Source organism: Rhodococcus sp. IEGM 1381, from assembly GCF_030056795.1.
Taxonomy (GTDB): Bacteria; Actinomycetota; Actinomycetes; order Mycobacteriales; family Mycobacteriaceae; genus Rhodococcoides.
The window spans coordinates 41,100-62,661 of sequence record NZ_JASHKQ010000005.1; the positions used below are offsets into that span (position 1 = coordinate 41,100).

Below are 21,562 nucleotides of genomic sequence, written 5' to 3' on the forward strand. Positions count from 1 at the left end.
AGGCATAACCATGTCTGCGCCCAGCGCTACCCGTACGCGCCGTGTCCCTACCTGGGCAACCGCGTTCGGTCCACAAATCGTTGCCGGTCTCGTGCTCGGTGTCGTGTTCGGGCTGATCGCTCGTTCTATGCCCGACGCCGACGGCGGCGACCCGAACTGGTTGGTCGGAACTCTGTCGACCATCGGTTCGAGCTACGTCAAGCTGCTCACCGTCGCAGTCATTCCGCTGGTCTTCACGGCAATCGTCAGCTCCATCGCCAACCTCCGTGAAGTCACGAATGCCGCCCGCCTCGCCATTCAGACGCTGTGGTGGTTCGCTATCACAGCGTTCATCGCCGTCATCATCGGCATCGTGATCGGTTTGGTCGCGCAACCGGGCTCACGCACCAGCGCGGGGATGGACTCGGCGAAGGATCCGTCCAGTGTCGGATCGTGGTGGTCCTTCCTCACCGGACTCGTGCCGAACAACTTCTTCGCGCTCGGCGCAAAGACCACCGTCACCGAGGGCACCGCAACCACATCGTTGAGCTTCAACATCCTGCAGTTGCTGGTGATCGCGGCTGCTATCGGCATCGCGGCACTCAAGGTCGGCAAGAAGGCCGAGCCCTTCCTCGCATTCAACGCCTCGTTGCTGGCCATCGTGCAGAAGGTGCTGTGGTGGATCATTCGCTTGGCACCGATCGGCACTGCTGCTCTGATCGGTAACGCGGTTGCCACCTATGGCTGGGATGCGATCGGATCGCTCGGTGTGTTCACCGTGTCGATCTACATCGGTTTGGCTGTGGTGTTCTTCGTGGTGTACCCGTTGATCGTTCGCGCCCATGGCCTTTCGGTGCGCAACTTCTACTCGGGCGTCTGGCCGGCAACGCAGCTGGGGTTCGTGTCACGTTCTTCGATCGGAACCCTGCCACTCACGGAGCGTGTGACAGAACGCAACCTCGGCGTGCCGCGTGAGTACGCATCGTTCGCGGTCCCGCTCGGGGCGACGACCAAGATGGATGGTTGCGCGGCAATCTATCCCGCAATCGCGGCTCTCTTCGTGGCTCAGTTCTACGGCATCGATCTCACCATCACCGACTACCTGCTGATCATCGTTGTGTCTGTGATCGGTTCTGCTGCAACAGCAGGAACGACAGGCGCGACGGTGATGCTCACCCTCACGCTGTCGACACTCGGGTTGCCTCTCGCCGGTGTCGGTCTGCTGCTCGCGGTGGAGCCGATCGTCGACATGGGCCGCACCGCGGTCAACGTGACCGGCCAGGCGCTGGTGCCGACCATCGTTGCCAAGCGCGAGGGAATCCTCGACCTCGAGCGGTACAACGCTCCGCGAAACGGCGATCCCTTCGTCGACGAGGAAGCCGAAGTGGAACTGGCTCGCTAGCAGCACTTTTCGAACGATCGATCCCGACGACCGAGCAACTGGGTCGTCGGGATTTTTCGTCTATCGCGGTGGCGATAGTGCTTCGACTGATGCCGCGGTGTCACTGTCTGCGGCCTCGACACTCGCGAAATAGTGTTGAAAAAACTCGCGCATCGTCTTGATGATCTCGATCTGCTGCTTGATCGCAAAGCGAGCGGAGCCTTCTTCGCCCACCGCGAGGCGATGAAACTTGGCTCCAAGTTGCTGAGCGGACGGCAAGTCGCCGAAGGCTTCAGGCGACGACAGGCCGATGGTCATCTCGAACATTTTGTCCAGTTTTTCGAGGTAGTCGGAACACGCCTTGTCGCAGGCCACTGCAACATCAGCCTCGACGTAGAGTTCGCCGGCATCTGCCTGATCGCGCAATGATCGCCAGTAGGCAAGGTTGTCGGCCAGACCTAGAGTCCTGTCGGTCACTGGGGCGTGCCTTTCATTTCGGCAAGTAGGACTGAAGGTCCTCGGCATGCTTGTTGACTTCGGCGCAGGGATCACCCATCAAGTCTTTCGAGCCAATTTTGTGAAGGATGAAGATTACGAGGTTGCCGCTTGCCTCGAGCGCAATACTGCAACCCTCTGGCGGTTGGCCGTCCTCGGAGAGGTGGAACTGAACTGCTGCGCGAGGGCCTATGTGGACTGGAACCTGATTTTCATTCTGCGGACTGCCTAAGAATTGATCGAGCGAGTTGATCGAGGACTGGACGATGAAGAAGTACCACGGCGTCTCGGTCGGCCCATCCCACGCACAGTTCTTCCAACCGGGGTACGTCGTAATGCCCGCGAAGTCCGGCCGCTCCGTACTCACGTCCAGCCCACTTGCGGTGACCGCGGACTTGGGGATCGTGCATGGGTCGAACGGTTCCCCGGGGACCGACGCCACAGTCGTCTGTTCGGTCGAAAAATCTCCACTCGCGACAGGGCTCCCCTGCGTCGAGGCGGCGCATCCTGTCAGCAACAGCGCCGAAGCGCAAGCTGCCGCAAGCAGATGCCTACCCGTTGACCGCATACGTTCACCCTCTCGCCACCGACGTCACTGACGTCACTGAACAGTTGGACGCGACAGGAGCCCGATCGGTTCCCTAGACGGGCTGCGAGGCCCTGATCTCCTTTGAGTCGACAGAAGCGAGACTCCTACGTTCAGCTGCCCACACCCACAGCGCCAGCGAGATCAACGCGATTACTTCGGCGACGACGAGCACTCGCTCCACATAGCCGAGGGTGACCACCCGATACCAGGGTCGCGAGCCGGTGGCTCCGATCGCGAGTGCGTACACGATGGGCAGCAGCGTCACGACCGACAGCATGCTCAGTCCCACAGTGATTCGTGCGCGGGCTGCCCACACGCCGTCGCGAATCCAGGGCCGAGAGAACGCGAAGACTGCGATCGGGATGCTGACGAACGCCACGGCGGCACCGAGCCGGTGGATCGTCCCGCCGAGGCTCAGTGACGCGTCGTTCGACCAATCCTGTTTCGGCACAGCGACGACGGCCACGAGTCCTACGGTCCACAGCGTCAGGCAGATCGATGCGGCCGATGCGGGCCGAGTGAGGCGATGCCGAAGCGCGGACGCGAGTGTGAGTGCCGAGCCGAACGCGAGCAGGACGACCCCGATCGAGAACACCCACTGCTGCGCGCCGAGTCCGTATTCACTGATCGTGCGACGCAGATGCGATGGCGTCTGCCACGCGGTGTGGAGATCGAGAACCAGCACGACCAACGCCCCCAACACGATCAACAGAGCGCCGATCATGGCCGATCGAATCCGCACCTTGGCACTCCTCTCGGACGACGAGGGTCGCCGTCCACACTCCATGTTGCCCGACAAATCGATGTGCCCCCTTGACGGAGGACCGAGCCGCGAATAACGTACAACCACATGGCTGTAGATCAGTTGGGTGATCCGGAGGTGGATCGCCTCTTTCAGGCGTTCGCAGACACGACGCGTCGTGACATCGTCGCCAAGGTCACCGTGGGCGAACAGTCGGTCTCGGACTTGGCATCTCACTACGCCATGAGTTTTGCCGCCGTGCAGAAACACGTCGCAGTGCTCGAACGCGCAGCGGTGATCACAAAGCACAAGCGTGGACGGGAGCAGATCGTGCGAGTTCGATTGGACACCATCGCACATGCCCGCTCATTGCTCGGCACCTACGAGGAGATCTGGCGACACCGTGTCGACCGGATCGACGACCTCCTATCCACGGACGAGAAAGGCTGAATCATGCCGTTCATCAGCTCATACAAGGATGCGGAGAACTTGACCATGACCGTGGTCGCCGAGTTCGACGCGAAAGTCGAACGGGTTTGGCAAATCTGGGAGGACCCACGCCAGCTCGAACGATGGTGGGGTCCACCGACGTGGCCCGCGACTTTCGAGCGCCACGACTTCGTTCCGGGCGGCAAGGCGTCGTACTACATGACCGGGCCGGACGGCGAGAAGGCCGCCGGCTGGTGGCTTTTCACCGATATCTCCGCGCCGACGACGCTCTCGTTCGACGACGGATTCGCCGACGACTCGGGCAATCCGTCGTCGACGATGCCCGTCACCCACGCCGTCGCGACCCTCGAAGACGTCGACGGTCGGACACGGATGACCATCCAGACGCGATTCGACAGCCTGACACAGCTCGAAGAACTCGTCTCGATGGGCATGGAAGAGGGCATGGGGCTCGCCCTCGGCCAGATCGACGCCATCGTCGCCGACTGAACGTGGTGCACAAAACCTCGGTCTCTGCTACGAACTTCCGTGCACATGCGGCGAAGCCGCTCCACGGTCAACTCACCCCGTCACCTCGACCGGAATCGCTCCGATTGTCTCGACAGAAGATCCGTTCCACTGGTAGCGCACCAGGGCCGGCCCACCACCCGGGGAGACAGGGTCGTCACCCGGGACTCGCCACCTGTACGCGATGGTGATGAAGTCGTAGCCCGAATCGGCGACACTCATGTTCGGATACGGAACGTCATTGGCCATGCCCAGATACTGGCCGTCGTGAAAGAAGAGCAAATACGACGGGTCGTCATTCATGTTGCGGCCGTCGGGTCGCGTAAGAAATGTAACCAGGGGTAGGCACGGGTAGGACCTCGTGCCGTCGATCCAGCCTCTGCCCTCGAAGGGTGGGAGCGATGCAAGAGCCGCATCTCGCGCCGAGTTCTCCACACACACTGATCCGGTCGCCGGATCCACGTTGCCAGCAGGTGCAGGACCGGGTGCAGGACCGGGCGCAGGACTGGGCACTGGGTTCGCGCGCGGCGGGTTCAGCACTTCCGGCGGCAACTGGTCGAGCATGTCGACCGATGACCCGTTCCACTGGTATCGCACGAGCGCGGGTCCGCCAGTCGGGTTCGCGTTCGCGTCACCAGGATTGATCCACTTGTACGACACCGCGACGGTGTCGGGGAGCTGATCGACCACGGTCGTGAACGCGTATTGCTCGGCCGTCGCGGTTCCGAGGTAGGTGTTGTCGTGAAAGAACAGGACGGTTTCCGGGCTGCTGCTGGTTGCACCCGCGATGCGCGCGGTGGCCCAGGCCAGCGTTGCGCAGGGGTCGCCTTGCTCGTCGAGTTGCCAACCACTGGCCATGAACGGAGTGAGGCCACCGATCGCGTCCTGAACTACGGAGTCTTCGAGACAGGTGATCGAACCTCCCCCGACAGGCGTGCCGGGAGTTGTCGATGATCCCGGTGACGTCGTCTGGGCGGCGGACGAGGTGGGTGGTGCTGTTTTTCCGGACCCAGAGTTTTCGGCCCCTGGGGTGTCCGAATCCGGGCTCGAACACCCGCTCACGATCAACGCGACGACGGCCAGCCCCGCACACACTCGTAGTTTCATACTCGGGTGTCGAGCGTCACGAACCGACCGTTACTTCAGATCACGATCCTTCACCGAGTCGAGATCCAATCGAGTCGAATCCGCTACCGGTGAGTGCTGCCGACCAACGCTCGACTGCTCCCCCACAGGGCGAAGCCGAGCAACAGGAAGCCGGGGAGGATTGCACCGATCGCGTCGATAGAGCTGTCGGCGGCACCCGCAGCGGCGAGAATCAGGGCGAGTACGCCGAGCGCGGTCAACGCCACGCCGAGGCCGGTGAAGAAACGTAGCTTCCACACCAGAGCAAGGGCGACGAAGTGCACGCCGACGACCGTCGAAATCCACGCGACCGCAGCCTGCGGTGCATCGAGTGGACCGTTGATGATCGCGAGACCGCCGAAGATTGCAGCCACCTCGACGGCGACCACAACCCAGTACCCGCGGCCGAAGCCGCCGCGGGCTGCGCCCTCCGGAGCAGGGGCCGGCGGCACTCGCCACACCGAGAGAAGCACGACGACCAACGCCACCACTGCGACGACTCGCACCCCGATGGTCAAGGTCGTCGAAAACGTATCCGAATTGACGAAGACGAAGACCAATCCGAAAACGGCTCCGATGATCGAGCCGATTTTTTCGGGAGCCATGCGTGCTCTGGGTTTCATGTGGCCCACCGTCGCACAGTTACAGCGCGTGTACAGCGGTTCTCGCCGATCGATCGTGGTGCGCGGAACCTCGGTCTCTGCTACGAACTTTCGTGCACATGCGGCGAAGCCGCTCTACTCCGGAACAGAGCTGACGGTGAACGGCTCGACGGGCTCGCCCCCGCGCTTGTCGAATTGACTGTTCACAACCAGCAGTCGATCATCCACTGCTGCAACGGTTGTGGGGTAGGCAAACGATGCGTCGGTGATCTCGCCGGTGATCGATCCGCGTCGGCCGTCGTCGTCGAGGTCGACCTTCGAGATCAGACCGTCGCGATTACGGACGACGTAAAGGGTGTCGTCGTCGGTCTCCATGCCGTCGCCGTTCATGAGTGTTGCTCCGCCGAGATCGACCTGGGTGACCTCCTTGGAGGTCTTGTCGATCCGATACAGATTTCCGGTGCTCGACTGCACGACGATCAACGCCGATTCGTCGTCGTTCTCGACGATGCCGTTCGCATTGAACCCCTCTCCGTATGCAAACGGAGTGCCATCGAAGCTCACGAAAGTTTCCAGGGGTCCATCCTGCGTCCCGGCAGTCATCTGCTCGAGGGGAATGCGGTACAGCGCCGGGCTGCGTGAGTCCGTCACGAAGGCATCGCCATTGTCGGCGATCGCGACGTCGTTGAGGAACGTCGCGTCGGTGCCGAGCCCGTTGGTGAAGGTGGCCACCAGCGCAGCGGAGTCGGCGTCGTATACCCACACTTTGCCGGTGGCTCCGCCCGCGATCACCAAGTAGTCGGCGCGATCGTCGTCATCGGTGACGTCGAGTCCTGCAGCACCGGTACGCCCGTCCGCACCGCCGGGAGAGAATACCGAGACATCCGGGGATCCGACGGTTCCGCGGAACACTGCACCGTCGGAGGTGGATGTCACGTAAAACGTGTCGTCGGCGGCGGTGATGCCTTCGGGGAACACTCCGGTTCCGGGCAGGTTGTAGGTCGTCGCGGAACTCGAACTCTGCGACGTCGACGCCGAAGCGGTGGAGTTGCCCGTAGTACTCGTTGCCGGCTCCGCCGAATCCGAGGACCCGCAGGCACTCAGCAGCAGTGTGGCGACGGCAACAGCAGGGATTACTCGAGAGACTCGGTTCACACGATCGAGTGTTCCATATGCCTCAATTTCCTGGCATTTTTGCTGGTGAGGCAATTCGGTGCTGATCTGTTTCGTACAGTCGTTGTCATGAGCGACCTCTCCACCCTTGCCGCAGCCGACACCGAACTCGGAGGAATTGCCGGTTGGGCAGTGGGTCTGATGGAGGCCATCGGTGGTCCCGGCGCAGGTATCGCGGTGGCCGCCGAGAACTTCTTCCCGCCGCTGCCCAGCGAGATCATCCTGCCGCTGGCGGGATTCACAGCATCGCAGGGCGGGATGACTCTGTTCGGTGCGTTGTTCTGGACGACGGCAGGCTCGGTCGTCGGTGCCTTGGTTCTGTACTGGCTCGGCATCAAGCTCGGACGTGACCGGATGTACGCCATCGTCGAGAAGATCCCGTTCGTCGGCACCGAGGATCTGACCAAGGCCGACGACTGGTTCACTCGCCACGGCCGATCGGCAGTGTTCTTCGGCCGCATGATCCCGGTGGTCCGTTCGGGCATATCCATCCCGGCCGGGGTGTCGCGCATGCCAATTCTGCAATTCTTGCTCTACACCACCCTCGGCAGCTTGATCTGGAACTCGATCTTCGTGCTCGCTGGTTACTTCTTCGGCGAGAACTGGCACTACGTGGAGAACTACGCCTCGGTGTTCCAGTACGTCGTCATCGGCATCGTTGTGGCGTTGATCGCGTGGTTCGTGGTGAAAAAGATGAAGTCCAGGCGCGTCGAGGTGCGGTAATTCCTCACAGCTCGTCGATATCGATGAAACCGTCCTGCAGAGCACGTACCAGCAACGTCGCTTTTGTCGGTGCCGTTCGTCCCACTGCCGTGTACTTGGCTCTGATGCGAGTCAGATGTGTGTTGACGGTTCCCATCGAGAGATAGAGCGAGCGCGATGCCTCCGCTTTGGAATCCGAGATGAGCCAGGCGGTGAGTACTTCGATTTCACGAGCGCTGAGCCGTGGATCGGGGGCGTCGCCGATGCGGATGTCGAGAACTGTCATGGAGATCATTGAGTTCGGGCACCACCGCTGTCCCGGCGGTGCGATCACCGCCAATGACACCGCACTCGCTCCGTGGCGTCACTCCGACGAATGACCGAGGTGGCTCTCAACCGAGAGTGAATACTGTCACCGCCACCGTCGCGGTCGGCCTCACCTCGGTAAAGTCCGTCCCTATGAACGAGCTCGACGCGACTGCCACCCATTTTGTCGAGGCAGCTGTCACATTGTTGGTCGCGGATCCTCGAAGGATTCTCGAACGCGGTGTGCGCGTCGAGGACGTCGTCCACGCATCCGACTCGTCGACGGCGACGTTCTTCCGCAAGTTCAGCACCAAGTCCGACTTTCTCGACAAGATCATCGAGCGTCTTTCCCGCACAACACTGCCCACCGACGTTCACCAGACTGTTCGCACGCAGGCGACCGACAGCAGTGCATCGATTCGCGCGACGGTGTCGGCGCTCGTTGCGCATTACTTTCCGGCACTCGTCGACCGAAGGAGCATCACCGAGTCTCTTCTCGACCACGTTTTCAGCGGGCCGTCTTCTCCGACCCTCGCCAGTAATTACAGCGTCCGAGACCAAGCCGTACTGGACGCATTCGAGGCATTGTTCGATCCCGACGGTGGGGCCTTTCGCCGTCCCTTCACGGCCCGATCGTTCGCCGTGACAGTCAACGCCATCATCGACGGCTTTCGCATCCGCAGTCAGGTGGGCGACAAATCCGTATCGGCCGATGTGATGTCCGACGCGATACTTGCCTTCCTCGGGGCCGTCGTCGACACGTCGGGACATCATCAGCACCTCGATGACGTCGTGAGGGAAGTCGGTGTACCGGTAGAGGACCGCCCACTCCCTCGAGATCCGCGTGCGGCGATCGTCACCGCGGCGCGCGACGAGTTCGGAAAGCGCGGCTACTTCATGACGAGTATGGACGACGTCGCCGACATTGCAGGAGTGCCGAGGGCGGCCTGCAAGACGCTGTTTCCGACCAAGCCGTCCCTCATCGTGGCAGCACTGCAGAATCGAGTCGATCGTCTTCGCGAGTCTGTAGCCGACGACCAGTTACTGGGCCTCGACGAGCTCACGATTCTGCGACATCACATGCTGCGGTGCGCGCAGCTCGCCGCCGACGAACTCGAATTCATGGACGCTCTCCTCGTCGCCGTCGCACACGACACGTACGGCGAGCCGGAGGGATTGATCTCGATCAAGGAGAAGCTCAACCTGCCGGCGATCATTGCACCGGTCATCGCGCGGGGTCAGGACGGCGGAATCTTCCGAAAGAGCTCGAGCCCAGTCGATCTCGCAGCGGGCATCACCAATACTCTGCTGATGCGGTGCTTCACACGACGACAGAACAGCCCGCAGGACAACGCGAACTTCGTCGCTGAACTTCTCCTCGACGGCCTCGGTGCGCACTGAGCAACGACCGAGTGCGGGTCATCGTACCCGCCGAATTCCGTCGGCGAAGCGGTCGAGCGCAGCGAGAATCTCATCTGCCTGCCATACCCGGTTTCGTCGCCCCTTCGATGTCTGGTGCAGTATGTCCGCCTCGGCCAGCTTGTCGACTCTCGAATTCGACCGCGGGCCATCGGCTCGCGTCCTGATCATCTGCCATCGACGGGATATACCAAACCTTATTTCCCTAAGGTTTGGTATATCCAACTGATACCCACCTCAGCGCTTGCCGGTATCCCCGAGCTTTTCTGCCGCCTCGCGCAATTGCACTCCGATGCGATCGGTCGCCTCGTCGAACAGGTCACGCGCTGCACTGAGATTCAAGGACGCCAGCTCATCGCTCTCGCGCTCCTCGAGTTCGGCGAAGTCCGGAGACCCGTGATGCTCGATCCACCGCATCTTCTCGAGTTCCTTCTCGATGTCCATCAGTCCGTCCAGATACGAGCGCAAGGCAGTCAATCGCAGTATCAGGGTGCGCTGGCGATCGGCGAGTGCTTCGGTGCGTCGGGCGTACATCGCTTGCACCTCGGCATCTTTGGCGAGATGACCCGATGGTGGGCCACCGAGACGATCGAAGGCAGCCTGCAGCAGCCCTGCACTGCGCGCTACCGAGGCCACTTCCGCAGACAGGTCGATGCGCACTATCCGATGCGCTACGTCATCCGCCGTCCACGCCGCTAGGCCTTCGATAGCAGTGGCCAGAGCAGCGACGACGTAGACGACACTGCCGGTGACCGTCTTACGGAGGCTCTCGAGTTCGGCGATGTCGGCCTGTCCTCGACTTGCCGGCTCCCGATCTACGACCTTGCGCACTCTGTCGAGCCTGGTCGCAGTCGGGGGATCATGCAGAGTCGAGGTGGCAGCAAGACGCCAGGAGGTGAGTGCATCTCGGACGAAGTGGCCATGCGCACCACGCCACGCCGGCTTGCCGAGGTCGACCAATGCGCCGTCGATCGCGCGCTGATCCTTCGACCGCCGATCGAACGGGTTCCATCCCATGTCCACTCCCCACTCAGTCAGTCCTTCGGAATACGGTAACGACTGCCCATGAACACGAAGGCCGCGTATCCCAGAATCGCCACCACATAAAGCACAGTCGGCACCACGAAGACCCAGACGCTCACCGACGCACCAGTGGTCGTGCCAGCAACGACGCATATCCACGCGAACAGCATTGCGGTGACGACACCGATCCAATCGAGGTCCTCGGACATCTTGCGATTCAGTTCGGGTCGATTCTCGGCGGAAGTCCAGTACTCGTGCAGTCGTCTACTCGGCAGATTCACCATCTGTGCCGGAAGCTTCGGCAGCCACCAACCGACGCTGACGAACAATCCGATCATGACGAACCCGGTGCCGCCCATCGTCTGGAGGAACGACAGCTTCGAGTCCATCCGATCCACCTGACCGGATCCGTCGAAGTGCGCGGGTATCTCGTCGCCCGCGGTGACGGCGACCCAGACGAGGCTACCGATGAAGACGAGACTGGACAGCAGTGAGGCAGCGCGAGAGAGCTTCATCCCAGTTCACTTTAGTGCCTGCGACAGTGGCGTGGTGCTGAGTCTGTGGGTAGCTCCGCAGGCTATGCTCCTGTGCCACCGAAGGCACCTATCCGCACCACTGCCGGAGGCACCGATGCCCAACAACGAGTTCGGGGACTTCCAGACCCCGATCGAGTTGGCGCGCGCGTTGGTGAACACCCTGCCGCGTCGCGAGTGGACCCGGGTTCTCGAACCCACCTGCGGTGTCGGGAACTTCCTGTCGGTGATTGCCCGGAGTCACCCCGAAGCAGAGCGCGTCGGGGTCGAGGTGCAGCCCGAGTATGCCTCGTCTGCATCACAATTCGCCAGGATTATCACTGCGTCGATCTTCGACTTCGACCTGGCGTCCGATGTCGACTGGACATCGGAGCCAGGCCCGACCCTTGTCATCGGAAACCCACCGTGGGTGACCAACTCTCAACTGTCGGTGCTCGATTCCGCCAATCGTCCTACCCGCGCGAACACCAAGAACGCCCGCGGAATCGACGCGATCACCGGCAGCTCGAATTTCGATATCGCAGAATACATCTGGATCAAACTCCTCACCGAGTTCAGCGATAGCCCGGTGACCATCGCGATGATCTGCAAGACCCAGGTCGCGCGCAATGTTCTGTTGCACTGTGCGCAGCAGCAACTGCCGGTGACCGGTTCGAGTCTACGAATCATCGATGCGAAGAAATGGTTCGACGCAGGGGTCGATGCCTGCTGGTTCACCGTGGAACTCGGGCCGGGCAAGGCCGACTACACCGCGCAGACATATCCGAGCATCGATGCGTCACAACCGGACAACAAAATCGGGGTCGTCGACGGCCAACTCGTCGCGAACGTCGATGCGTACCAGCGCAGCAAGCAATTCGACGGTGCCAGCCCACTCACCTGGCGGCAGGGCATCAAGCACGACGCCGCCGCGGTGATGGAGTTGATCGAAAACGACGGTCCACGAACCAAACTGGGAGGCAGCGTGGACATCGAACCCGACTACCTGTTCCCACTGTTCAAGTGCACCGATGTCTACCGCGACAAGCTGGACGTGGTGTCGCGCTGGATGATCGTTCCGCAATCGCATACCGGTGACGACACCGAGCTACTTGCGCCGACTGCACCGAAGCTGTGGAAGTACCTGACCGACAATGCCACCGCGCTCGACGGGCGGAAGTCGTCGATCTATCGCAACAGGGCCCGTTTCTGCATCTTCGGTGTCGGCCCGTACACATTCGCTCCCTACAAGATTGCGATCTCCGGGTTCCACAAGATTCCACAGTTCAGGATGGTCGGCCCCTACGACGGCAAACCAGCGGTGTTCGACGATGCCACGTACCTACTCCCCTTCGAGGACCCTGCAGCCTGCGCAGTCGCGTACGCGCTACTGACCGGACCGGAAGCCACCGATCTCATTGCCGCCCTGGCATTTTGGGACAGCAAACGACCGGTAACGAAGAAGCTCCTCCAACGCATCGACCTCTCGGCCATCGCTCGCGAAACCGAGCAGGACACATTGCGATCTCGAGCCCTGACTGTGCATCCGAACGGCAGCGCGGTCGATCAGGCCATCGATGCCTTCACAGATCGGTCTTGATTGTCTCGGCCAGTCGATCGAGGTATTCGGCATTGCGTTTGTAGTGCACCCAGGGCCCGATTTTGGTGCTCGTCACCAGGTGGGCGCGTTGTAGTACCGCCATGTACTGCGAGGCCGTGGATTGAGACACGCCTGCTCTGGATTGAATGTGCTTGAGGCACACCCCTACCTGTTCGGCCGGTTCGAGCTGCGGCGGGAAATCGCTCGGGTCCTTGAGCCATTGCATGATCGCCAATCGCGCCGGGTTACCGAGGGCACCGAACACTGCCGCAAGCTCCGCGGGGTCCAATTCGTCAGCCACCCTGAGAGGGTACTCCAATATCGCAATATCCCGATCTATGGTCTACTTGTCCACACATCGCAATATCGCGATATCCGGATAAGGAGTAGCTCATGCAACGAGCAGTAGTCGTGGGGGCCAACGGAGTGATCGGCGGAAATCTCGTCGCCCACCTGCAGCGAAGCGGGGATTGGGACATCATCGGTCTGTCACGCCGCGGAGGTATCGACAGCGAACGCGTCCAGCACATTGCGGTGGATCTTCTCGATGGCGAGGAGACTCGACGCCGGCTCTCGCACCTGACGGACGTCACACACATCTTCTACGCCGCGTATCAGGAACGCCCCACGTGGGCCGAGCTCGTGTCTCCCAATCTCGAGATGCTCGTCAACGTGGTCACCGTGATCGAGGACAGCTCACCGAATCTGGAACACGTCAGCCTGATGCAGGGATACAAGGTATACGGCGCGCATCTGGGCCCGTTCACAACGCCTGCCCGCGAATCAGATCCGCCGCACATGCCGCCCGAGTTCAACGTCGACCAACAGCACTTCCTCGAAACCCGCCAGGTCGGCAAAAGATGGACCTGGTCGGCTATCCGGCCATCCGTGGTGTGCGGTGTGGCGCTGGGAAATCCGATGAATCTGGCCACGGTCATCGCGGTCTACGCAACCATGTGCAAGAAGCTGGGCGTACCGATGCGATTCCCGGGCAAGCCCGGTGCGTTCGGATCACTGCTGGAAATGACCGATGCATCGTTGCTCGCCGAAGCGACCGTATGGGCCGCAACCACTCCCGACTGCGCGAACCAGGCGTTCAACATCACCAACGGAGACCTCTTCCGCTGGAGCGACATGTGGCCTCGCATCGCGAACCTCTTCGAGGTCGATACCGCCACGCCATTGCCGATGTCGTTGGCCGATGTGATGGCCGACAAAGAGCCGCTGTGGAATTCGATCGTTGCCGAGCACGATCTGAAGCCCACTCCCTACCGCGATGTATCTTCCTGGAGTTTCGGTGATTTCGTGTTCTCCTGGGACTACGACGTCATCTCCGACGGTTCCAAGGCGCGCCGCATGGGCTTTCATCGTTTCGTGGACACCGACGCGATGTTCGCCGGAATAGTCGCCGATCTGAGGAGACAGCGCATCATCCCGTAACCACACGCCGGTCCTGATTCCGCACCCGGACGGCAACGGCCGCATAGGCTGCCAGTGTCGGTACAGGATGAGGAGATCGCCATGTCAGTGAAGTCCGAATCGACGTCCACCCGGCACGTGATGCCCAAGAAGCAACTGCTGGCAGTAAGTATCGGCAACGCGGTGGAATGGTACGACTGGACGGTCTACGCGACGTTCTCGATCTACTTCGCCACTCAGATCTTCTCCGGCGACAACCCGGCTCTGGCGCTACTGAGCACCTTGGCCACGTACTCGGTGGCTTTCTTCTTCCGGCCACTCGGCGGATTGTTGATCGGACGCTTCTCCGATCTGAAGGGCCGACGCCAGGCGATGATCCTGACGATCGCGATGATGTCGGGTGGGTCGTTCGCGATCGCCGTTCTGCCCACCTTCGCCGTCGCAGGCTGGATCGCTCCGATTCTGCTGTTGCTGGCCCGGATCGTGCAGGGCATGTCGATGGGCGGTGAGGTCTCCAATGCGTCGGCCTACCTCGCCGAGATCGCCCCGAACGACAGACGGGGCCGCTACTCGTCCTTCTACTACATCTCTACCGGCACAGCCATTCTCCTCGCTTCATTGCTCGGCGCGTACCTGACCTTCGCGCTCGACGACGCGCAACTGAGCTCCTGGGGCTGGCGCGTTCCGTTCCTCATCGGCGGTCTGCTGGGGGTCGTCGGACTGTGGATGCGACGCGGTATGGCCGAGGCAGACAACCAGGAGCGCAACGCAGTCAAGGCGAGGGCCGTACGAAACCCGTTGTGGATGACCATGAAATACCACCCTCGTGCGGTCCTCCAGGTCGTCGGCTTCGTTCTCCTCGCAACCCTCGCCTACTACACGTTCTTCTCCGCGATGACGCCCTACGCCGTCAAACAGCGTGGGGCCGATGCGAACGACGTATTCGTGGCGCTGTCGATCGCCACCGCGATGTTCGTCGCGTTGCAGTACCCGATGGGCGCCCTCGCGGACCGCATCGGCCGGAAGCCGCAATTGCTCACCTACGCTGCGCTGTTCGCGATTCTGATCATCCCGCTCTCCAAGCTGATCGGGCCGTCGTTCGTCAAACTGCTGATCGTCTTCTGCGTCGGCTTGCTGCTGTTCGCGATGTGCTCGGCCATCATTCCTGCCGTTCTGGCCGAGGCCTTCCCGGCAGAGCTTCGAGGCGTAGGTATCGGAGCTTGGTACAACCTCACCGTTGCGCTCTTCGGCGGCACCGCTCCCCTACTGGTCAACGCTTTGTCCGAGGCGGGCCACGCCGACTGGTTCTTCTACTATCTCGCTGCCGCCGCTGTGATCTCGTTCCTGACGATGGTGTGGATGCCGGAAAAGCGCGGCCAGGACCTGGACTGAATGCCGACGACACTACGATCGGATGGCACACACCGTCCGAGGCAGTAGGAGAACCATGCATCCGTTCGACGAGGCAGTCGCGCTCGAAGTAGTCGGCGACGGCACCTACAACGGAAAGACGTCGCCGCCGTACAACAACATGGTCGGCCCGTTCGGTGGCGTCACCGCGGCGACGTTCATCCGTGCTATCGAACTGCACCCGGAACGCCTGGGAACGCCGGTCTCACTGACTGTGAATTTCGCCGGACCGGTTGCCGAGGGCGATTTCGAGATTTCCGCCCGCCCGGTGCGGACCAACCGAAGCAACCAGCACTGGTATCTCGAACTGACGCAGAACGGTGCGGTGGCCACGACCGCAACAGCGGTGTTCGGTGCTCGACGCGATACCTGGGACAACATCGAGGCAACGGCCCCAGCCGTTCCCTCCCCCGCCGACACGAAGCAGGGCGGGTTTCCCGATGCCATCGCGTGGGCTCGGAACTACGAGATGCGTTTCGTGGCAGGCGCACTGAGCGATCAGGAATCAGCAGACTCGACAGAGACCCTGTGGATTCGTGATACCCCGCCGCGGCCGCTGGACTTCGCTGCCCTGACCTCGCTCAGCGATGTGTTCTATCCGCGGATCTTCCAGCGCCTCGGCAAGTACGTTCCGGCGGGCACCATTTCCCTGACGACCCACTACTTCGCGACGCCCGAGGATCTCGAGCAGCACGCCGACGGATATATCCTCGGCACCGCTCGAGCGCGCCGCTTCCATCAGGGCTACTTCGACCAGACAGCGGAATTGTGGACCGAGGACGGGAGTTTGCTGGCCACCAGCCACCAGGTGGTCTACTACAAGGTGTGAAGCCTGCTTGCAGGCAGGCTGGGTAGCGTGAAACCCATGAACGACGTCTCGAAGCACATCGACATCATTGCCGCGCCTGGAGTATTCGCCGATCTCGCTACCGCGCAAGAACTGGTGGCCAGGGCTCTCGATGCACGCGGGCTGTCCGGCGGAATCGTGGACGCCGCAACCGGATCCGATGAGGTGATCGCTGTTCCCGGCGACAGAATCCCCGTCGATGCGTCGTCCTACAGCAGTGTCGTTCGAGTCGACCTGGGGCAGTGCGCACCGGACAGGTCCCCAAGCATCCGCACTCATATTCGCGGCCGTGGGCTCGACGGGCTGCGATTCGCAATCGACAGCGTGTATTTCCACCGCTTCCACCCCGGCACGATCGTGTCGTACGGGGATCACCCGGAGCAACGCGCCGAACTGCGCGTGCCAGGCGGTGATGGGCCCTTCCCCGTTGCCGTGCTCGTTCATGGTGGGTACTGGCGTTCACGGTGGGAGTTCGATCTGATGGACGCGATGGCCGTCGATCTGACGGAGCGTGGCTTCGCGACCTGGAACATCGAATACCGTCGCCCCGACGAACACGGATGGGATGCGACGACCGGCGACGTCGCGTCCGCCCTCGCTGCCTTGGAGACCGCACCTGGTGATCTGGATCTGTCTCGAGTAGTTCTGTTCGGCCATTCAGCGGGCGGTCAGCTCGCACTGCGAGTCGCGGCAGATTTCGTCGGGAAGCCGGTGACACCTGCCCTTGCGGTGAGCCTGGCCGGCGTACTCGATCTGCGGGTCGGTGATGAGCGCTGGCTGGGCGAGGGTGCGGTGTCGAATGCGATCGGCGCGCGATTTGCCGGTGCGCAGGAGACGTACGAGGCATCGTCTCCGATCTCGCGGCTTCCGCTCGGTGTCCCTCATCTGGTGGTGAGTGCGGTGTCGGACGACCCCAACCTGCTCGAGATCAGTCGGGCGTACTACGCCGCCGCTTCAGCTGGCCCGGATTCGGTCGACTACGTCGAGGGACCGGGTGGTCACTTCGCGGTCATCGATCCCGCGTCGGACATCTATCGGGACACCGTTCGCGAGGTCGACGCCCGAATCCGAGGTACCCGCGACCACGCGTCCGAGTAAGTCCGTATCGTGCATGGTGTGACGCGCAGCACAACGACGTGTATGCCGAGACTTCAGGAGCGAGATCGATGAAGAGCACCATGCAGGACACCCCACTGTCCATCGGCCAGCTGGTTCGATTCGGGACGTCCATTCACTCCTCGGCCGAGATCACCACCTGGACAGACAGCGGCCCCACTACGGTGACGTTCGGGGAATTGGGCAGGCGGGCAGCGCAACTGGCGCACGGTCTACGGTCGATCGGCATCGACGACGATCAGCGTGTCGCGACGTTCATGTGGAACAACGCCCCGCACATGGAGGCCTACATGGCGATTCCTGCGATGGGCGCGGTGCTGCACACGCTGAACATTCGACTCTTTCCCGAGCAGCTCACGTACATCGTCAATCATGCCGAGGATCAGGTGATCATCGCCGACGCGAGTCTGCTCCCTCTGCTGACGCCCCTGTTGCCGACGTTCGAGACCGTGCGCCATCTCATCGTCGTCGGGGTCGACCCGGCGCAGGTCACTGCGCCCGACGGTATCGAAGTACTGGGCTACGAGGACCTGCTGGCTGGTCAGCCGGAGGAGTTCGACTGGCCCGAGCTCGACGAACGGTCAGCTGCCGCAATGTGTTACACCTCGGGCACCACCGGCGACCCCAAGGGGGTCGTGTACTCGCATCGCTCGATTTATCTGCACTCGATGCAGGGATGCATGACCGACGCCATGGCAGTCGCGCAGTCCGACAAGGTGTTGGCCATCGTGCCGATGTTCCACGCGATGTCGTGGGGACTTCCCTATTCGGCGCTGATGGTCGGTGCGTCCCTGATCATGCCCGACAGATTTCTGCAGCCGGCTCCGTTGGCCGAGATGATGTCGACGCTGCGGCCGACGGCCGCTGCGGCGGTTCCGACGATCTGGCAGGCCCTGCTCGTGCATTTGGAGGATCACCCGGCGGATCTGTCGAGTCTGCGCGACGTGGTGGTTGGCGGCAGCGCGTGCCCGCCGAGTCTGATGCGAGCATTCCACGACAAGTACGGCGTGCACATCTCCCAGGCGTGGGGCATGACCGAGACCTCACCACTGGGCACCTCCGGCAAGCCCGACGCGGGCCTGTCTCCGGAGGACGAGTTCGACTTACGTTGCACGCAAGGCAGATTCGTCGCCGGAGTGCGAGCACGACTCGTCGGCGATGCCGGTGAGGTCTTGCCGTGGGACGGCAAGACCGTCGGCGAACTCGAGGTGCGTGGCCCGTGGATCACCGGCAGCTACTACCGCGCCGACGCAGACGCAGACGACAAGTTCGACGACGGCTGGCTGCGCACCGGTGACGTGGGGACCATCTCCGAGGGCGGCTACCTCCGGCTGACCGACCGCTCCAAGGACATCATCAAGTCCGGCGGCGAGTGGATCTCGTCGGTGGAACTCGAGAACCAGGTGATGGGGCATCCCGCCGTCCGTGAGGCCGCGGTCATCGGTGTGCCGGACGCCAAGTGGGACGAACGGCCGCTGGTGGCCGTCGTCGTCCGTGAGGGTGCGTCGGTGACGGCCGAGGAACTGAAGGAGTTCCTCGACAGTCGCGTCGCGCATTGGCAGTTGCCCGAACGTTGGACCTTCATCGACGAGGTCCCGAAAACCAGTGTCGGCAAATACGACAAGAAGAGGCTGCGTAGCTCACACGCCGACGGGGCGTTGGAGGTCATCGAGTTGGTGTAGGAGAACACTTCTCCGCACGTCGAAGTTCGCTGCGTCTCAGCGCGACACCCTCAAACCGCACACCGATGCGAAATCCGCGACCAACGCTTCGATTCGAGGCTTGGTTCGTCGAACTTCACGAAACGCAAACCACCCCCACGCTACGTAAGCCACCGCGGCTACGCAGACCAGGCCGGCTGAGAGGACCGATGTAAGTAACGACCGAGGAGCTATCAGTGCCATGCCGACACCCAGGAGAACGGCCAACCCTCCGGCGAAGGCTGCTACGAACTCGGCCGGATTGGACTGCCGATAGCTCCATTGCATACCGACCCGATAGAACGCAAAAAGTCCGTCGTAACGAGACCTGGCTGCCTCGTTGGGCAAACCCATCGCTTCCAGGTTCTCTGCGAAGACGAATTGCCGTTCCTTCCGCTCGTAAGCCCGCGCGAGCGTCCTCGCGCGGCTGCTGAGATTCTCATCCCGCATTCGCCAGAGAGTGGTCGCGATGAGCGGCACGCATACTGCCACCAGCGCCGATACTTCAGACGGAGTCACCATTTTGTCCCCCTACACATTCGGCCGATTAATTGGTGACGAGCGTAGACACCTCCAGTGACAGCTTGGTCGTCTGAGACCTATGAGACGGCGAATGCCAGCGGTACGGCCCACCGCGTGGACAGCGCTTATAAGTGAGGAGGGTCAGCTAGCTGTCGACCTCGACGCCGTATCTGACGGCGAGTTCAGCCAATCCGTCGTCGTAGCCCTGCCCGATGGGCCGAAAGCGCCAACCAGCCCCTCGGCGATAGATCTCTGCCAACAGCATCGACTGTTCGGTCGTGGCTGCGTCGAGCACGGCCGTGGCGACCGTCGAATCGACTCCATCGAGCGACACCGATACCGCGCCTAGGTCGCCGAACGTCTGGTCACCGTCGATGGCTGCGGCGACGACGATGCGAACGCACTCCTCGGGAACGAGTGCCAGATCGATGCGCACGCCCTGCTCACTGTCCCCGTCGATCGACATCGACACGGCACCGTCAGACGTGGCGGGAGCGTTGTAGAACACGAAATCCTCGTCACTGGAAACTAATTCGTCGTCGTTGACCAGGAATGCGACGACGTCGACGCCGACCCGCCCGGACTCGTCGGCCCGCCACGAACTGTTCAACGTCAGCATGGTGACGCTCGGATCCAGATCGACGACACCACCACGCGGCACCAGCGGGGCGATTCGGGACCGCCGCGCCGGAAGCGGAGCAGGTACCTCGATCTTCAGCTCACGGTCGATCGCTGCGGGTGTCAGCACTGTGAGATCCCGCTCTCTCACCTTTGGCATCCGGGGATCTCCGTCGCCGCCGTCCAGGATCAGAATGTCGGTGACGCCTGCGCTGAGATTCACAGCCGGTGTGGCTCCGAGTTGGATCAGGCGAGACCGCATCAGCACCGACTCAGCATGCGAACCACCCATGACCAAGACCCTCTTTGTCTGCCAGGGCTTGGCGACTGGATCGAGCTGGTGCACGGATGGCTTCGGCTGGGTCTGCGGCCGAGTACCTTTCGGCGCTCCTGCTTGCACATCCCGGAGTAAGTCGCGCAGTTCCGACTCCGAGACGATCCGAAGGCCATGGGCGCGAGCCCTTTCGACCTTTCGGCTTTCCGTTGTGGGATCCGAACACACCACCACACTTGTGAACCGGCTTACGGAGTTCATCACGTCCAAGCCCGCTTCGGTGAGCTGAGCGGCCAAACGCAATCGCGGAATGCGCGTCTCGCCGCTGATCACGACTCGCATGCCCTGAATCAGACCGCCGTCCTCAGCAAGAGGACCGGGGTTCTCCCACGTGCAATGTGTGCGAGGAACGGTATCCGGATACAGAGTCAGGCGCTCGGTACACGTGACGACGGGAAGGGGAAGTTCGAGCGACCTGGCCAGTCGAGCGCTGTGAGTGAACACCTGCGCAAGCACTCGGGCATCGTCGTAGGCGTCGTGTGCATTGGACTGCAACACTTTCCAGTGCGCGGCGAGGGTGGATAGCTTGTGGTTGGGAGTGTCGAGTTGTAGTCGCCTCGACAATGCCACGGTGCACAACCGCTGCTTCGTCGGCATGTCGATGCCCGCACGCATCGATTCGAGCTTCAAGAAGCCGTGGTCGAAACTCGCGTTGTGCGCGACCATGGTTCGACCGTCCAGCAGATCCATGAGTTGCGGGGCGATCATGTCGAACGTCGGCGCACCGGCAAGTCGTTCGGGCGTCAGTTTGTGGATGTGCACCGGGCCGGGATCGCAGCCCGGGTTGACCAGAGTCGACAGTTCGCGTCCGACCCGTCCGTCCTCGTCGACCGTCAGAGCGGCCACGCTGAGTACCCGATCTCGGGACGCCTTCAGACCAGAAGTCTCGACATCGACGACGACCCACTTGTCGCTGCCGCTTCTGAGCGCGTTCCTCACAGAGCTTCCACCTTCGACCGCGTCGGACAGTGGTGGTCACTATGCCGTACGG

General features: G+C 62.1%; 23 protein-coding genes. 11 read left to right on the forward strand and 12 right to left on the reverse strand.

Annotated features, from left to right (window positions below):
- The first annotated feature begins 10 nt into the window (after positions 1–10).
- Complete coding sequence (locus tag QM797_RS14580) at positions 11–1,381, forward strand: dicarboxylate/amino acid:cation symporter (protein WP_283276353.1); 1,371 nt, start codon at positions 11–13, stop codon at positions 1,379–1,381.
- Between the two features lie 60 nt (positions 1,382–1,441).
- On the opposite strand, the gene QM797_RS14585 is transcribed toward QM797_RS14580, so the two are convergent.
- From QM797_RS14585 to QM797_RS14595, 3 genes are all read right to left on the reverse strand, one after another.
- The gene (locus tag QM797_RS14585) at positions 1,442–1,837 is read right to left on the reverse strand and encodes a hypothetical protein (protein WP_283276354.1); all 396 of its coding nucleotides are present in this window, start codon (positions 1,835–1,837) and stop codon (positions 1,442–1,444) included.
- Between the two features lie 13 nt (positions 1,838–1,850).
- Positions 1,851–2,423: a DUF3558 domain-containing protein gene (locus tag QM797_RS14590; protein WP_283276355.1), complete on the reverse strand. Its 573-nt coding sequence runs from the start codon at positions 2,421–2,423 to the stop codon at positions 1,851–1,853.
- A gap of 73 nt (positions 2,424–2,496) precedes the next feature.
- A complete protein-coding gene (locus QM797_RS14595; protein ID WP_283276356.1) occupies positions 2,497–3,186 on the reverse strand; it encodes a DUF998 domain-containing protein in 690 nt (229 codons plus the stop codon).
- Between the two features lie 108 nt (positions 3,187–3,294).
- On the opposite strand from QM797_RS14595, the gene QM797_RS14600 reads away from it, so the two are divergent.
- Both QM797_RS14600 and QM797_RS14605 read left to right on the forward strand, forming a co-directional pair.
- A complete protein-coding gene (locus tag QM797_RS14600; RefSeq protein ID WP_283276357.1) occupies positions 3,295–3,636 on the forward strand; it encodes an ArsR/SmtB family transcription factor in 342 nt (113 codons plus the stop codon).
- A gap of 3 nt (positions 3,637–3,639) precedes the next feature.
- The gene (locus tag QM797_RS14605) at positions 3,640–4,125 is read left to right on the forward strand and encodes an SRPBCC family protein (RefSeq protein ID WP_283276358.1); all 486 of its coding nucleotides are present in this window, start codon (positions 3,640–3,642) and stop codon (positions 4,123–4,125) included.
- 72 nt (positions 4,126–4,197) lie between these two features.
- Here QM797_RS14605 and QM797_RS14610 read toward each other — a convergent pair whose 3' ends face one another.
- The 3 genes from QM797_RS14610 to QM797_RS14620 all read right to left on the reverse strand — a co-directional run bounded on the left by QM797_RS14610 (position 4,198) and on the right by QM797_RS14620 (position 7,025).
- A complete protein-coding gene (locus QM797_RS14610) occupies positions 4,198–5,001 on the reverse strand; it encodes an LppP/LprE family lipoprotein (RefSeq protein WP_283276359.1) in 804 nt (267 codons plus the stop codon).
- A gap of 332 nt (positions 5,002–5,333) precedes the next feature.
- Positions 5,334–5,891: a hypothetical protein gene (locus QM797_RS14615; protein WP_283276360.1), complete on the reverse strand. Its 558-nt coding sequence runs from the start codon at positions 5,889–5,891 to the stop codon at positions 5,334–5,336.
- A gap of 114 nt (positions 5,892–6,005) precedes the next feature.
- Positions 6,006–7,025 carry an SMP-30/gluconolactonase/LRE family protein gene (locus QM797_RS14620; protein ID WP_283276361.1) on the reverse strand — a complete coding sequence of 340 codons (1,020 nt, stop codon included), beginning with the start codon at positions 7,023–7,025 and terminating at the stop codon, positions 6,006–6,008.
- An 87-nt stretch (positions 7,026–7,112) separates the two neighbouring features.
- Here QM797_RS14620 and QM797_RS14625 point away from each other — a divergent pair, with 87 nt between their 5' ends.
- Entirely contained in the window at positions 7,113–7,766 is a 654-nt protein-coding gene (locus tag QM797_RS14625) for a DedA family protein (protein ID WP_283276362.1), read from the forward strand.
- Between the two features lie 4 nt (positions 7,767–7,770).
- Here QM797_RS14625 and QM797_RS14630 read toward each other — a convergent pair whose 3' ends face one another.
- Positions 7,771–8,031 (reverse strand): LuxR C-terminal-related transcriptional regulator, encoded by a 261-nt coding sequence (locus QM797_RS14630; RefSeq protein ID WP_283276363.1) that lies wholly within the window; start codon positions 8,029–8,031, stop codon positions 7,771–7,773.
- Positions 8,032–8,204: 173 nt separating this feature from the next.
- On the opposite strand from QM797_RS14630, the gene QM797_RS14635 reads away from it, so the two are divergent.
- Positions 8,205–9,452, forward strand: coding sequence for a TetR/AcrR family transcriptional regulator (locus QM797_RS14635; RefSeq protein WP_283276364.1), 1,248 nt, complete (start codon positions 8,205–8,207; stop codon positions 9,450–9,452).
- A 255-nt stretch (positions 9,453–9,707) separates the two neighbouring features.
- Here the strand turns inward: QM797_RS14635 and QM797_RS14640 are convergent, their stop codons facing one another.
- Positions 9,708–10,487 carry a hypothetical protein gene (locus QM797_RS14640; protein ID WP_283276365.1) on the reverse strand — a complete coding sequence of 260 codons (780 nt, stop codon included), beginning with the start codon at positions 10,485–10,487 and terminating at the stop codon, positions 9,708–9,710.
- A 17-nt stretch (positions 10,488–10,504) separates the two neighbouring features.
- Positions 10,505–11,008 (reverse strand): hypothetical protein, encoded by a 504-nt coding sequence (locus QM797_RS14645; protein ID WP_283276366.1) that lies wholly within the window; start codon positions 11,006–11,008, stop codon positions 10,505–10,507.
- A 115-nt stretch (positions 11,009–11,123) separates the two neighbouring features.
- Here QM797_RS14645 and QM797_RS14650 point away from each other — a divergent pair, with 115 nt between their 5' ends.
- Positions 11,124–12,605 carry an SAM-dependent methyltransferase gene (locus QM797_RS14650; RefSeq protein WP_283276367.1) on the forward strand — a complete coding sequence of 494 codons (1,482 nt, stop codon included), beginning with the start codon at positions 11,124–11,126 and terminating at the stop codon, positions 12,603–12,605.
- Here the strand turns inward: QM797_RS14650 and QM797_RS14655 are convergent.
- Positions 12,589–12,831, reverse strand: coding sequence for an ArsR/SmtB family transcription factor (locus tag QM797_RS14655; RefSeq protein ID WP_371128986.1), 243 nt, complete (start codon positions 12,829–12,831; stop codon positions 12,589–12,591). The two genes, QM797_RS14650 and QM797_RS14655, sit on opposite strands and share 17 nt — an antisense overlap.
- Positions 12,832–12,998: 167 nt before the next feature.
- Here QM797_RS14655 and QM797_RS14660 point away from each other — a divergent pair, with 167 nt between their 5' ends.
- The 5 genes from QM797_RS14660 to QM797_RS14680 all read left to right on the forward strand — a co-directional run bounded on the left by QM797_RS14660 (position 12,999) and on the right by QM797_RS14680 (position 19,079).
- Positions 12,999–14,045 carry an SDR family oxidoreductase gene (locus QM797_RS14660; RefSeq protein WP_283276369.1) on the forward strand — a complete coding sequence of 349 codons (1,047 nt, stop codon included), beginning with the start codon at positions 12,999–13,001 and terminating at the stop codon, positions 14,043–14,045.
- Between the two features lie 81 nt (positions 14,046–14,126).
- A complete protein-coding gene (locus QM797_RS14665; RefSeq protein ID WP_283276370.1) occupies positions 14,127–15,416 on the forward strand; it encodes an MFS transporter in 1,290 nt (429 codons plus the stop codon).
- Between the two features lie 55 nt (positions 15,417–15,471).
- Complete coding sequence (locus QM797_RS14670; protein ID WP_283276371.1) at positions 15,472–16,263, forward strand: acyl-CoA thioesterase; 792 nt, start codon at positions 15,472–15,474, stop codon at positions 16,261–16,263.
- A 36-nt stretch (positions 16,264–16,299) separates the two neighbouring features.
- Entirely contained in the window at positions 16,300–17,379 is a 1,080-nt protein-coding gene (locus QM797_RS14675) for an alpha/beta hydrolase (RefSeq protein ID WP_283276372.1), read from the forward strand.
- A 68-nt stretch (positions 17,380–17,447) separates the two neighbouring features.
- The gene (locus QM797_RS14680) at positions 17,448–19,079 is read left to right on the forward strand and encodes a long-chain fatty acid--CoA ligase (RefSeq protein ID WP_283276373.1); all 1,632 of its coding nucleotides are present in this window, start codon (positions 17,448–17,450) and stop codon (positions 19,077–19,079) included.
- A gap of 36 nt (positions 19,080–19,115) precedes the next feature.
- Here QM797_RS14680 and QM797_RS14685 read toward each other — a convergent pair whose 3' ends face one another.
- Together QM797_RS14685 and QM797_RS14690 are read right to left on the reverse strand one after the other, a co-directional pair.
- Positions 19,116–19,547: a hypothetical protein gene (locus QM797_RS14685; protein ID WP_283276374.1), complete on the reverse strand. Its 432-nt coding sequence runs from the start codon at positions 19,545–19,547 to the stop codon at positions 19,116–19,118.
- 217 nt (positions 19,548–19,764) lie between these two features.
- Entirely contained in the window at positions 19,765–21,510 is a 1,746-nt protein-coding gene (locus tag QM797_RS14690) for a TerD family protein (RefSeq protein WP_283276375.1), read from the reverse strand.
- Between the last annotated feature and the right edge of the window lie 52 nt (positions 21,511–21,562).